The sequence below is a fragment of the Streptomyces sp. NPDC048603 genome, assembly GCF_043199475.1.
Lineage (GTDB): Bacteria > Actinomycetota > Actinomycetes > Streptomycetales > Streptomycetaceae > Streptomyces.
Genome location: NZ_JBICVY010000008.1, coordinates 501368 through 522384, shown reverse-complemented (window position 1 = coordinate 522384; position 21017 = coordinate 501368). Strand labels below are relative to the sequence as shown.

General features: G+C 73.0%; 16 protein-coding genes. 10 read left to right on the top strand and 6 right to left on the bottom strand.

What is annotated here, in order from left to right:
• Window positions 1-542: 542 nt before the first annotated feature.
• The 4 genes from ACGFQ9_RS22685 to ACGFQ9_RS22670 all read left to right on the top strand — a co-directional run bounded on the left by ACGFQ9_RS22685 (window position 543) and on the right by ACGFQ9_RS22670 (window position 5896).
• The gene (locus ACGFQ9_RS22685) at window positions 543-2039 is read left to right on the top strand and encodes a cytochrome ubiquinol oxidase subunit I (RefSeq protein WP_393575980.1); all 1497 of its coding nucleotides are present in this window, start codon (window positions 543-545) and stop codon (window positions 2037-2039) included.
• Window positions 2036-3076 carry a cytochrome d ubiquinol oxidase subunit II gene (locus ACGFQ9_RS22680; RefSeq protein WP_393575979.1) on the top strand — a complete coding sequence of 347 codons (1041 nt, stop codon included), beginning with the start codon at window positions 2036-2038 and terminating at the stop codon, window positions 3074-3076. The genes ACGFQ9_RS22685 and ACGFQ9_RS22680 overlap by 4 nt, the downstream gene beginning before the upstream one ends.
• A 79-nt stretch (window positions 3077-3155) precedes the next feature.
• A complete protein-coding gene (locus tag ACGFQ9_RS22675) occupies window positions 3156-3803 on the top strand; it encodes a GNAT family N-acetyltransferase (RefSeq protein WP_393575978.1) in 648 nt (215 codons plus the stop codon).
• A gap of 74 nt (window positions 3804-3877) precedes the next feature.
• Entirely contained in the window at window positions 3878-5896 is a 2019-nt protein-coding gene (locus ACGFQ9_RS22670) for an ATP-binding protein (RefSeq protein WP_393575977.1), read from the top strand.
• A gap of 62 nt (window positions 5897-5958) precedes the next feature.
• Here the strand turns inward: ACGFQ9_RS22670 and ACGFQ9_RS22665 are convergent, their stop codons facing one another.
• The 3 genes from ACGFQ9_RS22665 to ACGFQ9_RS22655 form a co-directional block, all read right to left on the bottom strand.
• Window positions 5959-6756, bottom strand: a complete 798-nt coding sequence (locus ACGFQ9_RS22665) for an alpha/beta fold hydrolase (protein WP_393575975.1) — start codon at window positions 6754-6756, stop codon at window positions 5959-5961.
• Window positions 6757-6926: 170 nt separating this feature from the next.
• On the bottom strand, window positions 6927-10304 hold the full coding sequence (locus ACGFQ9_RS22660) for a S8 family serine peptidase (RefSeq protein ID WP_393575974.1): 3378 nt from the start codon (window positions 10302-10304) through the stop codon (window positions 6927-6929).
• Window positions 10305-10487: 183 nt separating this feature from the next.
• A complete protein-coding gene (locus ACGFQ9_RS22655) occupies window positions 10488-10658 on the bottom strand; it encodes a hypothetical protein (protein WP_393575973.1) in 171 nt (56 codons plus the stop codon).
• Window positions 10659-10917: 259 nt separating this feature from the next.
• Here ACGFQ9_RS22655 and ACGFQ9_RS22650 point away from each other — a divergent pair, with 259 nt between their 5' ends.
• Entirely contained in the window at window positions 10918-11907 is a 990-nt protein-coding gene (locus ACGFQ9_RS22650; protein WP_393575972.1) for a TIGR01777 family oxidoreductase, read from the top strand.
• 238 nt (window positions 11908-12145) lie between these two features.
• Window positions 12146-12919, top strand: coding sequence for a class I SAM-dependent methyltransferase (locus tag ACGFQ9_RS22645; protein ID WP_393575971.1), 774 nt, complete (start codon window positions 12146-12148; stop codon window positions 12917-12919).
• A 31-nt stretch (window positions 12920-12950) separates the two neighbouring features.
• On the opposite strand, the gene ACGFQ9_RS22640 is transcribed toward ACGFQ9_RS22645, so the two are convergent.
• Complete coding sequence (locus tag ACGFQ9_RS22640) at window positions 12951-13838, bottom strand: RimK family alpha-L-glutamate ligase (protein ID WP_393575969.1); 888 nt, start codon at window positions 13836-13838, stop codon at window positions 12951-12953.
• A gap of 297 nt (window positions 13839-14135) precedes the next feature.
• Window positions 14136-15626, bottom strand: coding sequence for a cellulose binding domain-containing protein (locus ACGFQ9_RS22635; protein ID WP_393575967.1), 1491 nt, complete (start codon window positions 15624-15626; stop codon window positions 14136-14138).
• Window positions 15627-16073: 447 nt separating this feature from the next.
• Here ACGFQ9_RS22635 and ACGFQ9_RS22630 point away from each other — a divergent pair, with 447 nt between their 5' ends.
• Window positions 16074-16412, top strand: a complete 339-nt coding sequence (locus ACGFQ9_RS22630; RefSeq protein WP_393575965.1) for a hypothetical protein — start codon at window positions 16074-16076, stop codon at window positions 16410-16412.
• A gap of 50 nt (window positions 16413-16462) precedes the next feature.
• Here the strand turns inward: ACGFQ9_RS22630 and ACGFQ9_RS22625 are convergent, their stop codons facing one another.
• Window positions 16463-18226 (bottom strand): SpoIIE family protein phosphatase, encoded by a 1764-nt coding sequence (locus tag ACGFQ9_RS22625; protein ID WP_393575964.1) that lies wholly within the window; start codon window positions 18224-18226, stop codon window positions 16463-16465.
• 163 nt (window positions 18227-18389) lie between these two features.
• On the opposite strand from ACGFQ9_RS22625, the gene ACGFQ9_RS22620 reads away from it, so the two are divergent.
• From ACGFQ9_RS22620 to ACGFQ9_RS22610, 3 genes are all read left to right on the top strand, one after another.
• Window positions 18390-19181 carry a hypothetical protein gene (locus ACGFQ9_RS22620; RefSeq protein ID WP_393575962.1) on the top strand — a complete coding sequence of 264 codons (792 nt, stop codon included), beginning with the start codon at window positions 18390-18392 and terminating at the stop codon, window positions 19179-19181.
• 219 nt (window positions 19182-19400) lie between these two features.
• The gene (locus ACGFQ9_RS22615) at window positions 19401-19808 is read left to right on the top strand and encodes a YciI family protein (RefSeq protein WP_393575961.1); all 408 of its coding nucleotides are present in this window, start codon (window positions 19401-19403) and stop codon (window positions 19806-19808) included.
• Window positions 19809-19816: 8 nt separating this feature from the next.
• Window positions 19817-21016: an RNA polymerase sigma factor gene (locus tag ACGFQ9_RS22610; protein WP_393575960.1), complete on the top strand. Its 1200-nt coding sequence runs from the start codon at window positions 19817-19819 to the stop codon at window positions 21014-21016.
• The last annotated feature ends 1 nt before the right edge of the window (window position 21017 follow it).

The window sequence follows — 21017 nt, the reverse complement described above, 5'->3', positions numbered from 1 at the left end:
GCGTGAGCCACTCACGCGGAGGAGAGGGGTTCGTCCGGCGGGGGGCTGTGCGCCCCGGCCGCCTCGGCGACGAGAACCAGTTAGCCAGGCCGGCGAGGCCCTGGCAACGCCCCCGCCTACTAAGACACCCGCAATCGGGCGGCTGCGGCCCGGCGCCTGGCCCGGCGGAATACACGCAGGTGAGAGCAGGTGCGCGGGAGCGGAATCGCGCCGATGACGGCTACTAGCCCGGTTCGTGTGTGATGTGGGCCCTATGGGGCGAGTCACCCCACGGAGGCCCGAACCTCACCGGCTGTCATCACCTGCATCCCGGAGGCGACGACCCCGGGATCCCGTTCGGCGAGCGAGTCCGTCGGCCCCGCCCTGTCAGGGCCGTGCCGCGGGCACCGCCTACCGGGCGAAGATCGTGGGCCGGGTGGCGCAAAGCGGCTCGCGGCGGTCCGGTGCGGACCAGCCGTGGTGGTTGGGTGACGCCGAAGCCGCTCGGGTGCCGTCGCCCGGACGGCGCAGGGTCGCGCTGCGGAGGAGGCAGTCAGTCGCGCATGCACACCGCGCTCCACCTGCTGGCCGAGGTACCACCTCAGATGCTGCCGGCCAGGTCACTCATGGCGTTCACCCTCTCCGCGCACATCCTGCTGGTGCCCCTGGGCGTGGCGCTGCCGCTGATCACCCTGATCATGCACGGCTACGGGCTGCGCCGCGCCGACCCGGCGGCCCTGCTGCTGGCTCGGCGCTGGTCGGCGGTCATGGCGGTGCAGTTCGCGATCGGGGTCGTCACGGGAACCGTCCTGTCCTTCGAGTTCGGGCTGCTCTGGCCGGGCCTGATGGGCCGGTGGGGCGATGTCTTCGGAATCGGCTTCGGCGTCGAGGCCTGGGCGTTCTTCCTGGAGGCCGTCCTCATCGCGATCTATCTGTACGGCTGGCGCCGGCTGCCGCCCCGGACCCACTTCCTGCTCGCACTTCCGCTGCCGGCGGCCGCTCTGCTCGGCGCCTTCGGCATCCTGGCGGCCAACTCCTGGATGAACACCCCGCGGGGCTTCACCCTCGATTCCGAGGGCAACCCCGTCGACGTGGACGTGCGGAAGGCCATCTTCACCCCGATGTTCGGGCCGCAGTACTGGCATTTCGTCGTGGCGATGCTGGTAACCGCGGGATTCGTGGTGGCCGGTGTCTACGCCGCCGGCTGGCTGCGCGGGCGCCGCGACCACTACCACCGCCTCGGCTTCACCGTTCCGTTCACCGTCGCGGCCGTCTTCACCCCGGTCCAGTTCGTGCTGGGCGACGCCATCGCCCGCGCGGTGTTCCGCAAGCAGCCGGTGAAGTTCGCCGCGATGGAGATCGTCTGGAACACCGACACGCACGTTCCCGAGTACGTCTTCGGGCGCCTGCATCCCGACGGGACCGTCTCGGGCGGCATCAGGATCCCGCAGCTCGACTCCATCCTCGCCGGTTTCAGCCCCGGCACCGAGGTGCGGGGGCTGGCGTCCGTACCGGCGAGCGACCGGCCGAACGCGACCCAGGCCACCATCGCCCACTGGGCCTTCGACATCATGGTGGGCATCGGCTCGGTGCTGCTGCTGCTCGCCCTCTGGTACGCGATCGTCTGGTTCCGGCGCCGGAGACTGCCGGCTTCCCCCTGGTTCTACCGCTCCGCCGCCTGTGCCGGAGTGGCCAGCGTGATCGCCGTCGAATGCGGCTGGATCACCACCGAGGTGGGCCGGCAGCCGTGGATCGTCTACCAGAACATGCGGGTCGCCGAGGCGGTCACCGCAACCCGCTCCACCGCCTTGTGGACCATGTTCGGGCTGGTCGCCGTGGTGTACGTCTTCATCTTCGGCTCCTTCCTGGCCGTGCTGCTGAGGATGCGCACCCGGTGGCGGCTCGACGACGAACAGCGCGGCGAGGGAGCCGGGACGGCGGCCCCGGAGACCCCGGAGGCCGACACCCCCTACGGACCGCGTTCCGCGGTTCCGGCCGGGGACTCCCCCGCGGTCCGGCGCGGTGACGGCCGGCCGCCGACGGAGGGCGGTGGGCCGTGACCGCCGATGTGGTCGCCTTCGTCCTGCTCCTCGCGGTCGCCGCGTACGCCTGCGCGGGCGGCACGGACTACGGGGCCGGGTTCTGGGACCTGACCGCGGGCGGGGCGGCACGCGGTGAGCGCCCCCGCCGGCTGATCGACCATGCGATGGCCCCCGTGTGGGAGGTCAACAACGTCTGGCTCATCTTCGTCTTCGTCATCATGTGGACCGGGTTCCCCGTGTTCTTCCAGACGGTGTTCTCCTCGATGTGGCTGCCGCTGGCCCTCGCCGCCGTCGGCATCGTGCTGCGCGGCGCCGGGTTCGCCCTGCGCAAGCCCACCCGCAAGATCGCCGGGCGGCGCGTCTACGGGGCTGTGTTCGCGGTCTCCTCGCTCCTCACCCCGTTCTTCCTCGGTGCAGCGGTGGGCGGGATCGCGTCCGGGCGTGCGGCACCGGGCACCGCGCCGTCGGCGCATGCCTGGTCCAACCCGACCTCCGTCCTCTTCGGCCTGCTGGCCGTCGTCGGCGCGGCCCTGCTCGGCGCGGTGTTCCTGGCGGCGGACGCGGTGCGCTTCGCCTCCCCCGACCTGCACGCCTATTTCCGGCGGCGGGCCCTGGTGGCCCTCGCCGCCGTCGCCGTACTGGGGGGATTCGCCCTGGCGGTCACCCACGGCGACGCCCCCCATCTGTGGCACGGGCTCACCCGGGGCGCCGGGCTGTTCTTCCTCGTGGCGGCCGTGCTGGCCGGGGTCGTGACGGCCTGGCTGCTGCTGCGCACCTCCGGGGCCTGGTCCCGGGTGTCGGCCGTGGGTGTGATCGCCTCGGCCGTCCTCGCCTGGGGCCTGGCGCAGCGTCCCTACCTCGTGCCGGGTTCCCTGACGGTGGCCGAGGCGGCGGGCGCCCCGTCGACCCTGAACTGGCTGGTCATCGTGACGGGCGTGGCCGCCGTCCTGGTCTTCCCCGCCGTGGCCCTGCTGTACCGGCTCGACGCCCGCGGCGAACTGGAACCCCTCACCGATGCCGACCTGCGGCGGGGCGGGCCGGGGCCCGGGGGCTGACGGGCCACGGCCGTTGGAGGGCGGGCCCGGGAGGCGGGGTGGCGTACGGGCAGCGGGCGGGCGGTGTGATCATGTCGCCATGCCTGAAGCCCCTGCCCTGTCCGGGCGCCTGGTGCGCCTGGAACCGATGTCGCCCGCCCACGCCCCGGGCCTGCTCGCCGCGGCCACCGAGGACCGCGGGACCTACGGATTCACCTATGTGCCGGCCGACGCCGCGGCGGTGGACCGGTACGTCGAACGCGCGCTCCTCGACGGGGAGTCCGGCCTCGCCGTCACCTACACGCTGGTACGTGCCGACGACGGCCGGGTGGCGGGCACGAGCAGGCTCAGGGACCTGGAGTACTGGCACGCGGGCGTGTGGCCGCCGCGCCCGGGACACGTCAACCCCGGAGGGGTTCCCGACGCCGGTCAGATCGGCTCCACCTGGCTCGCGCCCTGGGCCCAGCGCACCGGTATCAACACGGAGGCCAAGTCCCTTTTGCTGTCACTGGCGTTCGACGAGTGGGACGTACACCGGATATCGCTGCACGCCGACGTCCGCAACGCCCGCTCCCGTGCCGCGATCGAGCGGCTCGACGCGGCGTTCGAGGGCGTCCGGCGGGCGCATTTCCTGGCTGCCGACGGCGGCGTGCGCGACTCCGCCCTGTACTCGATCGTGCGCGCGGACTGGCCTCATGTGAAGGAGATCCTGGCGAAGCGGCTCGCCCGGCACACGCCTTCGCCGTAGGGTTCCGGCTCCGGGAAGGGGAGGGCCGCTGCGCGACGGGAAGTGCGGGGGCGCCGGTCCATCAGAATACGGGTGTGCACAGGTGGATCGAGGCGGACGCCGGGGCGTTCACGGGGCGCGCCGATGAGGTGACGGAGCTTCTGGCGGTGCTGGAGCGGCCGGGGTTGGTGACCCTGGCCGGGGTCGGCGGTGTCGGGAAGTCCCGTCTAGCGGCGCAGGTGGCGGCGCAGGTGCGGGCCGGTGTGTTCGAGGCGGTGTACTGGGTTCCGTTGTGGTCGGTGAGTGACCGGGCCCTGGCCGGCGCGGTGGTGGCCGACGCGTGCGGGCTGTCCGACCATTCCGGGCGCGATCCGGTGCGGGCGCTCGGGTCCTGGATCGGCGACCGCCGCGTCCTGCTGGTGCTCGATTCCTGCGAGCACGTCCTGGCCGAATGTGCCGCGCTGACGGCGGAACTGCGCGCGGGCTGCGGGCGTCTGACGGTTCTCGCGACGAGTCGTCAGCCGCTGGGCACGGCCGGGGAACGAGTGCGTCCGGTGTCCCCGCTGGATCCGGAGACCGATGGCCTGGCCCTGTTCACCGCGGAGGCCGCCGCCCGGGGGGTCGTCTGGGAGTCTCCGGAGGACTGGGTGGCGGCAGCCCGGGTGTGCGGGCTGCTGGAGGGGATCCCGCTGGCGCTGCGGCTGGCTGCGGCCCGGCTGCCACAGCTGTCCGTGCACGACATGGGGCGGGTCCTGCGCAGGCTGACGCTTTCGGCTCCTTCCGGCTCCCCCACAAGTCCGGCCCGGCACGACGCGCTGCGCACCACGATCGGGTGGAGTCATGAACTCTGCGAGCCGCTGGAGCGGTTGCTGTGGGCCCGGTTGTCCGTGTTCCGTTCGGCCGCCGACCGGGAGGCCGTCGAGCGGGTGTGCGGCGGGGGGCCGCTGACCCGGGCGGAACTGTCCGCGGCGCTCGCCGGACTGGAACGCAAGAGCCTGGTCTCATGGCAGGGCGGCAGGCTCCGGATGCTGGACACCATCCGTGAGTACGGGGAGATGTGGCTGGCGGAGCTCGGCGAGACGGCCGCCCTCGCCGACCGGCACGCACGGTACTTCGGCGAGCTGGTCGCGGACGCCGAGCGGGAGTGGTGGGGCCCCGGGCAGGGAGCGGGCTACGCCCGGCTGGCCGCCTGCCACGGCGACCTGTGCGCGGCCTTGGGGCACCTGCTCGTCTCGGACCCGTGCGGCGCCCTCGACATGGCGGGCCGGGTGGCGTTCTTCTGGGCGTGCTGCGGGCATCTGCACGAGGCCGGCCACTACCTGGACGAGTTCCTGCAGCTGGTCGCGGCGCCGGCGGAGATCCACGCGAGGGCGTTCTGGGCGCTCGGTGTGGTGCGCTGTCTGCAGGGCCGGTACGAGCCGGCCTCGCGGCTGGGGCGGCAGGCGCGGGCCGCCGCCACTGCGGCGGGCGACGAGGCGCTGGTCGCGGACGCCGCGTACCTGGAGGGGCTGGTACTGCTCCTGCGGGGGCGACCGCTGGCGGCGCTGCACACCGCGGAGCGGGCACTGGCGGGGCCGGTCGTGGACCCTGCCGCCGGGGCGCGCTGCCGGATCGTCCTGGTGTTCGCCCTCACGGGGGCGGGCCTGCTGGACCGGGCGAAGGCCGAGGCGCGGGCGCTGCGCGACCGGGCGGCGGCCGTCGGCGAGCACTGGACCCGCTCGTACGCCGACTACCAGCTGGCGGTGATCGCCCTCTACCAGGACCGGGCCGGCGTCGCCGCCGGGCACGCCCGTTCGATGATCCGGGGGAAGCAGGTGATCGGGGACGCGTTCGGGCTGGCGCTCGGCCTCGATCTGATGGCCGCGGCCCTGGCGGCGCAGGGCCGCGGCGAGCACTCGGCGGCGGCGTACGGGGTGGGGCAGACCTACTGGGAGACCGTCGGTCACCCGCAGCGCGGGACACCGGAGCTGGGGCCGCTGCGCGAGCAGGCGCAGCGGGCCGCGCGGGAACGGGCGGGCGAGGACCGGTACGCGCGGGCGTACCGGCTGGCCACGCTGACGGATCCGGAGGTGATGGTGGGGATGCTCCTCGGTGAGCTTCCCGAACCCTGGTGAGTCCCGGTGAGTTCCGAGTTCCCCTCGGGTTCCGCTGGGACCCGGGTGGACCCCGCCGCCGGTCAGTGACGGAAGAAGTCGGTCAGGGCCGGGGCGAGGGCCCGGGGGTCGACGTTGTGGTTCTGGCCGGTCAGGCAGTGCAGGGTGAAATGGGGGGCGTGGGAGGCGAGTTCCTTGGCTGCATTGATCATGTACGGGTCGCCGGCGTCACCGTGGGCGACGAGGACGGGCACGGAGACGGACTGCCAGCGGTCCCTGGGCAGCGGGCGGCCGGACATGGTGCCGCTCATCAGTCTTCCGTCGTAGGGAAGGGTGTGGGCGGTGGCCTTCCAGGGCTCCCAGAACGGCATTCGGCGCATGCCCGGAACGGCGGCCGGCGGCATGGCCAGGCCCGCGGTCAGGAAATAGGTGAGGGCTCCGTCCGCATCGCCGTCGGCCACGAGGTCCGTGATGCGTTCGACGTAGTCTCCCGGCAGCGGCGGGCGGCTGTCGTCGACGACGAACGGTGGTTCGTACACCGCGAGTCGGGAGACGGCGCTGCCGCGGGCCACCGCCTCCAGCGCGAGCACGCCGCCGGAGGACATGCCGTGGAGCAGGACGGGGCCGCCGCCGGCCGCTTCGATCACGGCGTCCAGGTCGTCGAGTTCACGTCCGACCTCGTACACGGCGTGGTCCCCGCTGTCACCGCGGCCCCGGCGGTCGTACGTGACGACCGTGAAGGCGTCGGCCAGGAGTGCGGCGAGCTCGGCGTGCCGCGCCCGGGTCATGAGCGTCCCGCCGACGAGGACGAGGACGGGACCCGTTCCCTGCCGGTCGTAGGCGATGGGCGTGCCGTCGGACGAGTGGACGTACTCGGTCATGAGAGATTCCCCCGGTTCACGGGCGCGCGGCAAGGCGCGCGCTTCGACCGGATCTTCATATCAATGATCTTGAAGGTGGCGCAGAACCGTCCACGCCCGCCGCTCCGCGGTACGGCCCCGGAGGCGGTCGCCTCCGGGGCCGTGCCGTGCGTGCCGTGCGGGGAGCGCGGTCAGTCGGTGAGGTACGCGCGGAGGACGGTGACCTCGGACTTGTTGCCCGCGGTGTCGACCGCGGTGCCGCGCAGCGAGACGTGGCCGCCCGCCGCCGGGCTCTGCACGGTGACCGCGCCGTTCTGGACCGGCAGGGACTTCCAGGTATAGCCGTCGTCGAAGGAGACGGACACGGTCAGGGACTTCAGCCCCTGCCCGGCCGCAGAGCCCTGGACGGTGACCGGGACCCGCAGCGGGTGGCCGCCGTTGACGGTGCCCTCCGCCCGGATGTCCGGGGTGAACCGGACGACCGAGGCGGGGAGCTGCGCCGGGGTCCCGGCCCGGGTGGTGCCGGAGCGGAACCACCAGGTGGCGGTCACCTTGGACGAGGTGCGGGTGACGGACTCGGGCCGGGTGGACGTGGCCACCAGCTTGTAGGAGGCCTCGCCGGGCGGGACGGTGAAGGGCTTGGCGTCGCGGAGTTCGGCGTTCTGGGTGCCGGCGACGATCCCGTTGCGGTAGAGCACGGTCTTGCCCTTGGCCAGGAGGTCCACGCCGTTGTGTCCGGCGCCGTCCGCGAGCAGCGGCAGCGTGCCCCGGATACGGTCGCCGTCCCGGTAGAGGCCGAGTCCGGCCGCGGTGTCCACCCGGGGGCCGACGACGGCGGTGCCGAAGTGCTCCTTGTGGGTGCGGCCGCCCTGGTAGGCGCGCGGGCCGTCACCGACGTAGGTGATCTCCTCGTCCTGGGTGCCGTCCTCGTGCACGGCGTACTGGGTGGCGGACAGGTCCCAGGTGGCTCCGTCGACCGCGGAGAGGCGCCACTTCACCCCGTTCGGCACGTTTCCCCAGGAGAACGCCGCGTTCTCGGTGCCGCCGCCCGGGAGGCGGCCGACGGCCCGCACGGCGCCTTCCTTGCCGGCGGCCGAGCCGCCGTGGGTCACCAGCACGGTGGCCAGGTCGGTGTCCTTCAGGTGCCGGGTGTAGCCGGTGGAGAGCTGGGGCACCGGGCCGCCGAGTGCGGCGTGGTACCCGCCGTCCTCGGCCCGCCAGTTCGTGTGCCACTGCTGGAAGAGGGTGGTGCCGGCGGCCGGGGCGGGGCCCTGGGCGCGGGTGCGCAGCTGGGCGTAGGAGCCGAGCCACCAGCCGAAGGCGTAGGTGGCGTCACCGGCCCGCAGTTCGTAGGTGGGGGCGACGAACTCCTGGACGGCGGTGGGAGCGGGAACGGTGACGGTCACCGGCTTGGCGGTGCGCGCGTCGATGGTGACCGCGGTGTTCCGGGTGAGGTCGAGGCGGGGCTGGGAGATCCAGTCGAGTCCCGACTCGAAGTCCTCGGGGTTGACGACGATCCGGGAGTCGAGGAGGTAGCGGCCCTTGGGGAGGCGGATGGTCTCGGTGCCGGAGTTCTCGTGGTTCTCGAACTGCCTGCCGGTGGCCGGGCCGGTCAGGCCGTCCAGGGTGGTGCGGTAGGTGCCGGCCTTCTTGCCGTCCCGGCCGGTGTGGCGGAGGGTCAGCGCGTACGACTCGACCTCGCGCTCGGCGATGACCGCGGTGCGGACGGTCTGTCCGCCCGTGGTCGCCACCGCGTGTCCGGTGTACCGGCCGTTGACGGAGCCGCCGAGCCGGGTGTTCAGGGTGAGGTCGACCGTGGCGGTGCGGCCGGCGGGGACCGTGACGCTCGGCTTGGCGAAGGTGAGGAAGCCGGCCGGGGCGGGCTTGCCGTCGGGGCCGGTGGCGGTGACGGACAGCTTCAGGGTGACCGGGGTGGTGCCCAGGTTGCGGTAGGTGACCTTGCGGGTCTCGGGGGCGTCGTCCTCGTGCGGCCACTGCCCGCCGGCGAAGACCAGGGAGACGGGCTCGGCGATCACCGACTGGCCGAGCGCGTTGTCGACCGCGATACGGCCGCTGCCCTGCTGGTAGGCGTTGTAGGGGCCGGGCTTGGTGGAGCCGGTGAGGACCGCCTTGAGCTGGGCGCCGGTCCACGCGGGGTGCTTCTGCTTGAGCAGGGCGGCGGCGCCGGCGGCGTGCGGGGTGGCCATGGAGGTGCCGGAGAGGGTGAGGTGGCCGGCCGGCTTCTGCCCGAACCGGTTCACCAGGGCACTGCCGGCGGCGGCCGCCGCGGTGATGTCCACGCCCGGGGCGGTGACGTCGGGCTTGACGGCGCCGTCGCCGAGGCGGGGGCCTGTGCCGGAGAAGTCGGCGAGGACGTCGGCGTCGTTGACTGCTCCCACGGTGAGGGCGGCGTCGGCGCTGCCCGGGGAGTCGATGGTGCCGGGCCCGTTGCGCCCGTCGTTGCCGGCGGCGATGGCGAAGAGCACGCCCTTGTCGGCGGAGAACTTGTTCACGGCGGCTTCGATCGGGTCGGTCTCGGGCCAGTCGGGGCCGCCGAGGCTGAGGTTGACGACCTGGGCGCCCTGGGCCACGGCCCACTCGATGCCCGCCAGGATGCCGGAGTCGTCGCCGAAGCCGTTGTCGTCGAGGACCTTCCCGTTGAGGAGCTTCGCGCCCGGGGCGACGCCCTTGAACTTCCCGCCCGACTTGGCGCCCGTACCGGCCGCGATGGAGGCGACGTGGGTGCCGTGGCCGTAGCGGTCCTTGGCGTCGGCGGACGCGGAGAAGTTCTGCTCGGCGGCGACCTTGCCGCCGGCCAGGTCGGGGTGGGTGGTGTCGATGCCGGTGTCGAGGACGGCGATCTTGACGCCGGTGCCGTCGTATCCGGCGGCCCAGGCCTTGTCGGCGCCGATCTGCCGGGTGCTCTTGTCGAGGCGCGCGGTGCGGATGCCGTCGAGCCAGACGCCGGCGATGCCGGAGGCGGTGGCGCGGCGGGTGGTGCCGGCCTGCCGGTCGGTGAGGGCTTCCCAGAGGGTGGCGGCCTTCGCCGGGGTCGCGGTGACGGCCTCGGCGTTGAGCAGGCCGTAGGTGCGGTCGACGTGCAGGTCGCCGGTGGAGCGGAGGGCGGACTTGGCCGCCGGGGCGGCCCCGTCGTAGCGGACGATCAGCCGGAGGCGGTCGCCACGGGCCTTGAGGTACTCGGGCCGCGTGAGCTCGGTGAGGTCGAAGAGCCGGGGGTCGAGCCGGCCGGAGTCGATCAGGTTCTGGGCGTCGAGCGGGACGAGGCTGGTGCGGCCGTTGGCGCGGCGCACCGAGACGGGTATCTTCTCGCGGCCCTTGGCCGGGAGGATGCCCACCGGGCGGCCCTCGGCGTCCACGGTGACGCGGTCACCGGTGATCAGGGTCAGCTGGGTGGACCCCGGCCGGGCGGGCCGGTGGTCCTGCCGGACGCCGGAGGGGCCGGGTGTGGGCGCGGCCGCGGCGGGTGTGGTCAGGCCCGCGGCGAGCGCGACGGCGGCGAGGGCCGCCACGGCGGCCGCCCCCGTCCGCCGATTGCGAGATGTGCGCACGTCAATTCCCCCTGGAGGACAAGCGATCGCCCGCGGGAAGAAGGTGACACCGCGGGATCCACAGTGTCGCCCGGCGCATGATGACCGATCAATGACGGGTTCGTGACAAGTCGTTGATGGCGTGAGGGGGCGCCGGCAGGCGGTCGGCGACGCCCCGTCCCTCCCGCGTGCAAGGGGGACGTGTCAGCCGTCGCGGTCGGCCAGGATGCGGTCGGCCCGGTAGTGCGGGCACCGCACCAGATGCCACGTCACCGACAGCCCGCCCTCGACGACCACCACGGTGCGCGCCTGTCCGCTCTTCTGGTCCGCCCGGCACACCAGGCACCGGTGCACGGTCGTGGGGAGCAGCCCCATCACAGCCCCCTTCCGAGCCCGCAAGGCTCTGCTTCCGCGGCGGATGCGCGACGGATGCACGACGGATGCGCCACGATCGCGCGACCGCACGGCATCCGGTCCACTCCTATCAAATCCGGGCGGAGCACGCTCTGTTACCCGCACGTTCGGTACAAAGATCCGCACCCCCGGCGAGCGCTGGGCGGCCCGCGCCGAGCACCGCGTTTGAACATGTTCAAACCGCGCGTATGCTGGTGGTGCGAGAAGCCGAGGGGGTTCGATGAAGATAGTGCTGCCCGGGGGAACCGGACAGGTGGGCACGATTCTCGACCGTGCGCTGACGGCGGCCGGCCACGATGTCACGGTGCTGACACGGCGTCCCGCGCGGCCGCATCACATCGGCTGGGACGGGACCGCGCTCGGACGGTGGGCCGAGGCGATCGACGGCTGCGACGTGGTGATCAACCTGGCCGGGCGCAGCGTCTCCTGCCGCTACACCGCCGAGAACCTGCGGGCCATGATGGACTCCCGGGTGGATTCGGCGCGGGTGATCGGCGAGGCGATCGCCACCGCGGCGCGGCCGCCGCGCGTATGGCTGCAGATGAGCACGGCGACGGTCTACGCGCACCGCTTTGAAGCGGCGCACGACGAGGCGACCGGGGTGATCGGCGGTTCGGAGGCCGGGGTGCCGGACTACTGGGCGTACAGCGTCAGGATCGCGGAGAACTGGGAGCGGGCGCAGGCCGAGGCTCCCACCGCGGCGACCCGGAAGGTGGCGCTGCGCTCGGCGATGGTGATGAGTCCGGACCGGGGCGGCGTGTTCGACGTGCTGTCGCGACTGGCGCGCCTCGGTCTGGGCGGGCCGGTGGCCGGCGGGGCGCAGTACGTTTCGTGGATCCACGACGAGGACTTCGTGCGGGCGGTGGAGTTCCTGATCGCCCGGGAGGACATCGAGGGACCGGTGAACCTGGCCGCGCCCGGCCCCGTTCCGCACCGGGCGTTCATGCGGGCGCTGCGCACGGCCTGGGGCGTACCGGTGGGGCTGCCGGCGACGCGCTGGATGGCCGAACTGGGCGCGTTCGCGCTGCGGACGGACACGGAGCTGCTGCTCAAGAGCCGCCGTGTGGTACCCGGCCGGCTGCGCTCGGCCGGGTTCGCCTTCGCGTTTCCCGAGTGGGACAGGGCCGCGGCGTCCCTCGTCGGGCGCGCCAGGGGGGTCCGCGGGGCGTCGGGGGGTGCCGCCGGGGCGGGTGGGCGTGGTGCTGCCTGAGCGGGTTCGGGATCTGGGCCGATCGGCTCAGGGGCGGCGCGCCTCGGGTGTGCGGGCCGGCGCCGGTGGAGGATCGGTGGGGCGGCGGTCGCGGACGGGCCGCCCGGCACCGCCGCATCGCGTGAAGAGGTTCGGCCATGACATTGATCGATGACCCGCTGTTGCCGTTCTCCGGGCTCTACGGCGCCTCGGCCGTCACGGCGGCCGCGGCGTGACGGGCGGCCGGTACGGCGAGGCCGTGTTCCGTCCCGAGCAGGCGGGTGAGGGCGAGCGCATCGACTTCGGCGCCCTCGCCTACGACGACATCACCGTGGCGCGGCTCCGGGCACTGGGAGCCGGCCCGGGGTGGCACTGCCTCGACGCGGGCGCCGGCACGGGCACGGTCGCCCGGCGTCTCCTGGACGAGGCCGGGATGGCGGGCGTGCTCGCCGTGGACCGCGACGTACGGTTCCTCGCCGAACGGCCCGCGCCCGGACTCGACGTGCTGGAAGCCGACATCACCGCCCCGGACTTCGACCCCGGCCGCCGGTTCCGGCTCGTCCACGCGCGCTTCGTGCTGATGCACCTGCCCGAACGGGAGCGCCTGATCACGGCACTGGCCGGGCTCGTGGCGCCCGGTGGGGTGCTGGTGCTCAGCGACGCCGTCGACCTGACGAGCGACCGGACGCCCGGCACTCCGTACACCACGGCGATGCGGGCGATGTGGCAGGGGCTGCGGGCCACCATCGGCACCGATGTCTCCCGGGTGCCGTCGTACCCGCACCTGCTGCGCGGCGCGGGGCTCGTGCCGGTCGCCGCCGAGATCCATGTGCCCCCGCTGGTACCGGGCAGTCCCATCAGCCGCTTCTGGGCGGACACCTGGCAGCGGAGCCGGGTGGCGATGCTCGCCACCGGTCTGGTCGACGACGCGGCCGTCGACGCGGCGGTCCGCTACCTGGGATCCGAGGAGTGTGCCGCGGTGTCGGCCGGGATGCTCACCGCCTGGGGATGGAAGCCCGCGGACGCCCGGTGACGGGTGACGGGTGACGGGTGACGGGTGACCGTCATGGCGTGACCCGGCGCACCTTGGCCGCGACGGCGTGGGCCAAGCGCCGCACGGCGTCGGGGTGGTGTGCGAGGAAGAGATCCGGTTCGACCAGTTCCAGCTCCATGACCACGGGCTTCCTGGCGTCGTCGAGCGCCAGGTCGACCCGTGCGAAGAGCGGGGCCTCGGCGGAGGGCACCGCGGCCAGCGCCGCCCTGGCGGTCTCCCGCTCCTCGTCGGTCGGCTGGTAGGCGGTCACGTCGGGGTGCGCGATCCGGTCGTTGTCGATGACGCCCGGCTCGGTCAGCACCGGTCCCTTCCGGATCGCGTGGCTGAACTCGCCGCAGACGAAGACGAGGGCGCGTTCGCCTTCCTCCACCAAACGCAGGTAGGGCTGGACCATGACGACACGGCCCTGGTCGAGCAGCGTCCGCGCATGACGCATGGCGTCGGCATGACGGCCGGGCTCGTAGCGTGCCGTGTCGCGGGCTCCGGCAGAGACCGCGGGTTTCACCACGAGTCCGGTGTGCTCGGGGAAGCGGTCCGGGCCGTACTGCTCGCCCGGTTCGATGAAGCGCGTCGGGACGACGGCGACCTGCCGCTCCGCGAGGTGCCGGAGGTAGCGCTTGTCGGTGTTCCACCGCACCATGGGCGCCGGGTTGTACAGCCGGGTGACCTGCGCTGTCCGGTCCGCCCAGGCCAGGAACTCGTCGAGACGTTCCGTGTAGTCCCAGGTCGAACGGACCACGGCCAGGTCGAATCCCTCCCACGTGGCGGGCTCCGCGTCCCAGGGCACGGGCTCGGCGGTCAGACCCTCGTCACGCAGGGCCGCCACGACCGGTCCGAGATCCGCGTCGGCGTGCATTCCCGCCTTGCTCGTCGCTATCGCGACCCTGGTCTCGCTCATGTGACTCCCCCGTTGCTCCTGGCCGGACCGCCACACTCTATGCGCGGAGCGCGAGCGGGGGGAGGGTGGCCGGCGCCGCCGTACCCGGCCGTACGGCGGCGCCCGGAGGTGGCACCGTCGCTAGGCCGTGTCCGCAAAGTCTCGCCTGCCCCACGACGTCTGGCACCGCACCTCGCTGCGTTGTCGGGCACGCCCGAGTACGTCCAGTACACAGGCGGCCCTCCGCCTTGCGATGCACGGCACCAGACGCCGCGGGGCCCGCCCTCCGGGCGGCCGGCGATACTTTGCGGACACGACCTAGCGGAGCGCGGCGAACGCCTTCGTGAAGGCCAGCGGCTGCTGCAGTACGGAACTGCAGGTCGGGTCGGCGTGGTTGACCGCACCCGCCGCGCACTGCCGGTCGCGGGTCGCGGACCACATCGCCAGCCGGCCGATGCCCTTCGACTTCGCGAAGGCCACGAGCTGGTCGGCGTCGGAGACGGTGAAGACCTCGCTCGCGACGTCGTTGACGCCGATCATCGGTGTGACGGCCACCGTCTTCCAGGCGGCCGCCTCGGAGAGGCCCAGCGCCCCCTTGATCTGCGCCTGGGTGGCCGTGGCCGCCTGGATCGCGTACTGGCCCATGTCCCCGCTGTACGCGGGGCCGTAGTCCATGGCCATGATGTTGACGCCGTCGATGCGCACACCTGCCTGCTTCGCGCCGGCCAGGAGTGCGACACCCGGCTGCGTCAGGCCCTCCGGCATCACGGGGAGGGTGAACGCCACGTCCAGCCCGGGGTGCGACTTCTGCAGCCTGGCGATGGCCTGGGCGCGGCGGCTGTTGGCGGCGGTGTCGGGCAGGGCGGCGCCCTCGATGTCGAAGTCGACCTTGGTCAGCCGGTACCGGTCGATGACCTTGCCGTACGCGGCTGCCAGATCGTCGGCGGTCGCGCAGTTCAGGGCCAGCTCGCGGCCGGCGGCGCCACCGAAGGAGACCCGTACGTCACCGCCCTGCGCGCGCAGCGCGCCGATCTGGGCGGCGACCTTGTCGTCGGCGAGGTCGGTCACGCCTCCCCACAGGGGCGTGCAGCCTCCGCCCGCGGTGATGAAGGCGAGGTGGAACTCCTTCACGCCGGTCTTGGCGGCGGTGTCGAGGAGGTCGTATGCGGGGTACAGGGAGGTGTCCACGTACGGGGCGAAGCGTGCTCCGCCGGTGGGGGTGCCGGTGGTCGGCGGGCGTGTGGCGGTGGCGGTCGGCGACGGGGTCCGGGTGGGCCGGGTGGTGGGCGTGCCGGTGGCAGTCGGGCGCGCCGTCGGGGTCACCGTGGGGGTGACGGTGGGCCGGCCGGTCGGAAGCGGGGTCGCTCCCTGTTCCGCCGAGCACTTCACTCCGTCGATCCGGCAGGCCGTCGGGTCGCCCGGACTGCCGGCACCGCTCATCACGAAGCCCACGGTGACGGAGGCTCCTGCCGCGAGCTCGCGGTTCCACGCCGCGGGCTTCACGGTGACGCGCCGTCCTTCGACCGTGTGGGTGCCGTTCCAGAGGGAGTCGATCTTCGCTCCGGCGGGCAGGTCGAACTGGAGGGTCCAGTCGGACCGCGCCTGCCCGGTGCGGTTGGTGATGACGTACTGGCCAGTGTAACCACCGTTCCAGGAGCTTGACTTGGTGTAGACGGCGCCGACCGCGGCGGCCTGTGCGGTGCCGCTGAACACGACGGCGGTGCCGCCGATCACGACCGCGAGCGCGACTCCGCCGATTGCCTTCGCCTTGGTACCCGCCCTGCGGCGGTGCCCGTTCGTGCTGCCCATCGCGTGCCTGCCTCTGGTTACCGGTGAGTTGGATGCGGCAGCACGCTAGCCGCCCCGAAAGGGACAGAGGTTCGATTTCGGGCGGCCGGCGCGAGTCTTAGGTTCCGCTTAAGGCACGCATAGGGAGGGCCTTAGGTGGAGGACACCGGACAGCACGGCGAGACCTGCGGCGCGGCCGTGTCACGTCCGTTGAAGTCCGCCTGGATCCACCCGGTGTTCCTGTGGGTGGCTCCCCGTTCGGCTCCCGGAGCACCCACCGCGGCCCGGATCCCGGGCCGTCCCGGCTTCCTCGCCCCTCGCCGTCGGCCCGCCACCTGGGCTGTGCCCATCGCCGCTCTTCTGCCCAACGATCCGTCAGAACCGCGGCAACGGCCGATCGGGGCACCGTCAACGCCGGATGCGGCGTGTGAGCTCGTTCCGGCCCGAAGGCTGCGCAAGCCTGGCTGCATGCCGGTGTGGATCCGCGTGTACGACGAAGACCGAGACCTGTGGCAGTACTTCGAGGGCGACGAGGAAGGGTGGGTGATGCGGCAGGTGGAGCTGCGGGGCGGTGACGGCACTCCGGTGACCGCTGCCTCCCTGGAGGAGGTGCTGCGGTTTCAGGAGCGTTCGGACATCGACACGATGGACCGCTACCAGCAGCGCTACGGTGTGATCGCCGAGGGCAGGCTCACGGCTTGGGCGGGATCAAGGCACTTCGGTGGGATCGAGGCGGAGGAATTCGAGCGCGTGTGGCTGGAGGCCCGGCGTGCCCTCGGGGCCCTCCCTGATGCTGACGCGCGGTGATCGCGGCGCCGGCTTCACCGCCGCCAACCGGTCCGGCCCCTCCGGAACAGTCAGCCAGGCGTGTGGACGCGCGTGGCCAGTAGGGCAACGTCGTCTTCGGCAACGCCGGGCACCAGGTGCCTGAGGAGGGTGTCGAGGATGTCATCGAGGGGCCCGTCCACGTCCAGGCGCAGCTCCGTAAGCCGCCTGAGCGAGGCGTCGATGTCCGCGTTGCGCTGCTCGATCAGGCCGTCGGTGTAGAGGAGCAGGACCGCTCCGGGAGGGATCGGGAAGGTCAGCGCCTCGTAGCCTCCCAGTTCGGTGCCGAGCGGCGGACCGGTCGGTACCGCCAGCAGCTCGGTGCGGGCTCCGCTGCGCAGCAGTGCCGGGGGCAGGTGGCCCGCACTTGACATCGTGCAGGTGCCGCGACGGGGGTCGACAAGGGCCAGCAGGCAGGTGGCGAACCGGTCCAGTCCGACGCTGGCGACCCGGTGGTCGGCCTCGTTGAGGAGTCCTTCGACCGATGTGCCGGAGACGGACAGGCTGCGCAGCAGGGAGCGGTACTGGCTCATGGCGACTGCCGCGGTGAAGCCGTGGCCCATCACGTCGCCCATGGCCTGGAGCGTGCGACCTTCAGGCAGGGCGATCGAGTCGAACCAGTCGCCGCCGACCAGTGCGCTACGGCCGGCGGGCAGGTAGCGGGAGGCCACCTCGATGTCCGGGTGGGGGCCTTCCGGCTCCGACAGCAGGGCGCGCTGGAGTTCCAGGGCCATGGTGTGCTCAAGGGTGTACTGGCGGGCGTTGTCGATGGCGACGGCCGCCCGGGCCGCCAGGTCCTGCGCCACCACCACGTCGTCATGCGTGAAGGGCTCGGACTTCCCGGACCGGGCCAGGAACAGGGCACCGACCGGGTGCTCCCGGGTCGGCAGCGGGATGACGAGGGCGGAGTGGATTCCGGCGGCACGCAAGATCGCAATGTCCTCGCGCCTGGTGGTCATCTTGCGGAGCACTTCGTCGGTGGCGAGGTTGCCTAGCCACGGCCGGCCGGTCTGGAGACAGTGGCGCAGCGGCGAGCCGCGCGGTACGTCGACGTCCTCCCCGATTCTTCCGATCTGCTCCAGGCGCCGAAGCATGTCCGGGTCCCCGGCGACGGCGGCGATGCGTATGCGCAGCATGCCCGGCTCCGGCAACGGCGTCCCGGGCGATTCGTCTTCGATGACATCGACCGCAGCGGCGTCCGCCAGGCTCGGCGTGACGAACTCGGCCAATTCGGCACAGGTCTTGTCCACGCCGAGAGTGGTGCCGACTCGGGTGGTCGCGGTGTCCAGCAGCGCAAGCCGCTGGTGGGCCTTCTCCAGATCGTCCATGTACTGGCGCAGCCCGCTGACCTCCACTCCGATGCCGCACAGGCCGAGCACTCGCCCTTTGTCCTCCAGCCGGTGGTAGACCGCACTCCACTGTCTGCGCCTGAACGGTGAAAACGCGCGCGTGCTGCCCGTGACCGCCAGTGCCCGGGGCTGCCCGTCTGTGAGGACCATGCGCAGGATCTCGTCGGAGCGGTGGAGGTCCGGCAGTACCTCGGTCATGGTCCGGCCCAGGAACGCCTCGGCCGGCACCCCGCCCATCCGGCCCATGGCGGCATTGACGTACAGGTAGCGCAATCGTTCATCCAGCACGGCCACCGCGGCGGAGGTCCCGTCCAGGATGTCCCGGAGGATCCCGTACTCGCGGGCCTGCTCCAGCACATCGGCGGACGATGCCCCCGCCACTGCGGACAGAAGGGCTTCCTCAGCACCCGAGAAGAGCCACCTGGTCGGCAGCCGGTCAAAGCCCACCGGGGAGCCTCCTCACCCCACCCTGACGAGGTCACGCCTCAACCCATCGTGGCCCCACCCGCAGCCCACCGCATCCGGTGCCCGGAAACCCTTCGCGCGGCGGGATGGTGGCCGGACGGCCGCTGCCGCCCGCCCTGTGGGTGGCGTATGGGAAGCTCCGTGGATGATGTGGAACGGCGAAACCCCCTCGTGGCGGGACGTGGTGCGGGCGTTGCGGGAGGCCGCGGACGCCGAGCAGGGCGTATGGCTCGGTGAGGGCCTGAGCGATGCGGAGATGGATGGCTGGGGTGTTCCGGTGCCCGGTCCGGTCCGGGAGATCTCGCGCCGGGTCGGGCTGCTCCACGTGGGCGCGTACGACGTGTTCGGCGCCGCGTACCCCAGTGATGCCGGCGGCGGCGGACAGGGGTGGCGGTGCGGTGAGCGGGGTTCGTTCCGGATCGTGCACACCAACGCGCAGGCCGAGACCTACTACGTGGACATCGACCCCGGGACGGGGGCGTGGGGGCCGGTCTTCGCGTTCCGGGAGGGCCACGGCGCCGAGTTGGTCGCGCCGTCGTTCCAGCACTGGCTGGTGAGCGTGGCGGAGGTGGTGCGGTGCGCCTCGGGGAGCAAGGAGCACTTCGAGGACTTCGCCACCGCGTTCCTGAACTGGTGGTCCGGTGATTTCGCCGATGCCGGCGAGGAGTTCCCCGAGGACGGGCCGGAGGCCGTGGCACGTGCGGCCGAGCCCGCGACCGCGGAGGTCATGACCGTCGCGGAGGCGCGCGGGTCGGAGGATCCGGTGCTCGTGGACGCCGGCTCCCGGCTGCCGGAGGGTGCGCTGCTGGCGGACCTGCGGGACGCCGGCGGGCCGGCCCGGGTGCCGTTCGGGCGGCACCCGGGCCGGCCGGCCGGGACTCCCGTCTACCGGCGTTTCCACGGCGGGGCGGTTCTCGCGGCGACGGGCGCCGACTGACCGCACGACGGTGCCGCCGCGGTCCGGCAGCCGGCCGTTGTCGCCAGCGGTCGCCGAGGCGCTACGCTCCGTGCGGCACCCGGGTTCGGCCGTCCCGTCGTGCATCCGGCGAAAAGATTCCGGCGGAGATTCCGGCGGAGATGTCGAGAATCCGCGGCCCGCTCCGTCCCCGGGGTGAACGCGGCCAGAATGGGCCGCACAGGACCGAGGAGAACCACCATGGCCAAGTACCTGCTGCTCAAGCACTACCGCGGCGCTCCGGCCGCGGTCAACGACGTACCCATGGACCAGTGGACGCCGGAGGAGATCTCGGCGCACGTGCAGTACATGAACGACTTCGCGGCGCGGCTCGAGAAGACCGGCGAGTTCGTGGACGGTCAGGCGCTCGCCCCCGAGGGGACCTTCGTCCGGTACGACGGGGAGGGGCGCCCGCCGGTCACCGACGGCCCGTTCGCCGAGACCAAGGACCTCATCGCGGGCTGGATGGTGATCGACGTCGACACGTACGAGCGCGCGATCGAGCTGGCCGGGGAGCTGTCGGCGGCCCCCGGAGCGGGCGGCAAGCCGATCCACGAGTGGCTCGAACTGCGCCCGTTCCTGAGCACGCCGCCCGTGATCACGGAGTGACGTCCGCGATGGACGAGGCCCTGCTGAGGAGCCTCACCCCGAGCGTGATCGCGATCCTCGTCCGCCGCGGAGCCGACTTCGCGGCGGCCGAGGACGCCGTTCAGGAGGCGCTGCTCGAAGCGGTCCGCGCCTGGCCCGCAAGCCCTTCGACGGGCGCTTCGCCGGGCCGTTCGCCGGGCCGTTCGGGCGGGGAGGGTCCCGTGCGGGACCCGAAGGGGTGGCTGGTCGCCGTCGCCTGGCGCCGGTTCCTCGACGCGGCCCGGGCGGACACCGCCCGCCGCCGGCGTGAGGAGCTCGTCGACCGGGAACCGGGGCCCGGTCCCGCGGCCACGACGGACGACACGCTCCGGCTGTACTTCCTGTGCGCCCACCCGTCGCTGACGCCGTCGTCCGCGGTCGCGCTCACGCTGCGCGCCGTCGGCGGGCTGACCACCCGTCAGATCGCGCGGGCGTACCTGGTGCCCGAGGCGACCATGGCCCAGCGCATCAGCCGGGCCAAGCGGACCGTCTCCGGCGTGCGGTTCGACCGGCCCGGCGACGTCGCCACCGTGCTGCGGGTCCTCTACCTGGTCTTCAACGAGGGCTACTCCGGCGACGTCGACCTCGCCGCCGAGGCCATCCGGCTCACCCGGCAGCTCGCGGCCATGACCGACCACCCCGAAGCGGCGGGGCTGCTCGCCCTCATGCTGCTCCACCACGCCCGGCGCGCCTCCCGGACCGCGCCCGACGGCAGCCTGGTGCCGCTCGCCGAACAGGACCGCGGCCGGTGGGACACGGGGCTGATCGCCGAAGGCGTCGAGATCCTGCAGGCCGCGCTCGCCCGCGACCGGCTCGGCGAGTTCCAGGCCCAGGCCGCGATCGCGGCGCTCCATGCCGATGCGCCCACCGCCGGGGAGACCGACTGGGTGCAGATCGTCGAGTGGTACGACGAGCTCGTACGCCTGACCGGCAGCCCCGTCGTCCGGCTCAACCGCGCGGTCGCCGTGGGCGAGGCCGACGGACCCCGCGCCGGGCTCGCGGCGCTCGCGGCACTGGACGACTCCCTGCCCCGCCGTGCCGCGGTGGCGGCGTACCTCCACGAGCGGGACGGCGACCTGGCGTCGGCGGCGCGGCTGTACGCCGAGGCGGCCGGGAAGGCGCCCAACCTGGCCGAGCGCGATTACCTGACCCGTCAGGCCGCGCGGCTCAACGCGCGCCTGCGCCACTGAC

Bases quoted from the DNA above. Each gene is read 5' to 3' on its own strand.
- ACGFQ9_RS22685 (WP_393575980.1), top strand. From the start codon at position 543: ATGCACACCGCGCTCCACCTGCTGGCCGAGGTACCACCTCAGATGCTG.
- ACGFQ9_RS22675 (WP_393575978.1), top strand. From the start codon at position 3,156: ATGCCTGAAGCCCCTGCCCTGTCCGGGCGCCTGGTGCGCCTGGAACCG.
- ACGFQ9_RS22665 (WP_393575975.1), bottom strand. From the start codon at position 6,756: ATGACCGAGTACGTCCACTCGTCCGACGGCACGCCCATCGCCTACGAC.
- ACGFQ9_RS22655 (WP_393575973.1), bottom strand. From the start codon at position 10,658: ATGGGGCTGCTCCCCACGACCGTGCACCGGTGCCTGGTGTGCCGGGCG.
- ACGFQ9_RS22650 (WP_393575972.1), top strand. From the start codon at position 10,918: ATGAAGATAGTGCTGCCCGGGGGAACCGGACAGGTGGGCACGATTCTC.
- ACGFQ9_RS22640 (WP_393575969.1), bottom strand. From the start codon at position 13,838: ATGAGCGAGACCAGGGTCGCGATAGCGACGAGCAAGGCGGGAATGCAC.
- ACGFQ9_RS22635 (WP_393575967.1), bottom strand. From the start codon at position 15,626: ATGGGCAGCACGAACGGGCACCGCCGCAGGGCGGGTACCAAGGCGAAG.
- ACGFQ9_RS22630 (WP_393575965.1), top strand. From the start codon at position 16,074: ATGCCGGTGTGGATCCGCGTGTACGACGAAGACCGAGACCTGTGGCAG.
- ACGFQ9_RS22620 (WP_393575962.1), top strand. From the start codon at position 18,390: ATGATGTGGAACGGCGAAACCCCCTCGTGGCGGGACGTGGTGCGGGCG.
- ACGFQ9_RS22615 (WP_393575961.1), top strand. From the start codon at position 19,401: ATGGCCAAGTACCTGCTGCTCAAGCACTACCGCGGCGCTCCGGCCGCG.
- ACGFQ9_RS22610 (WP_393575960.1), top strand. From the start codon at position 19,817: ATGGACGAGGCCCTGCTGAGGAGCCTCACCCCGAGCGTGATCGCGATC.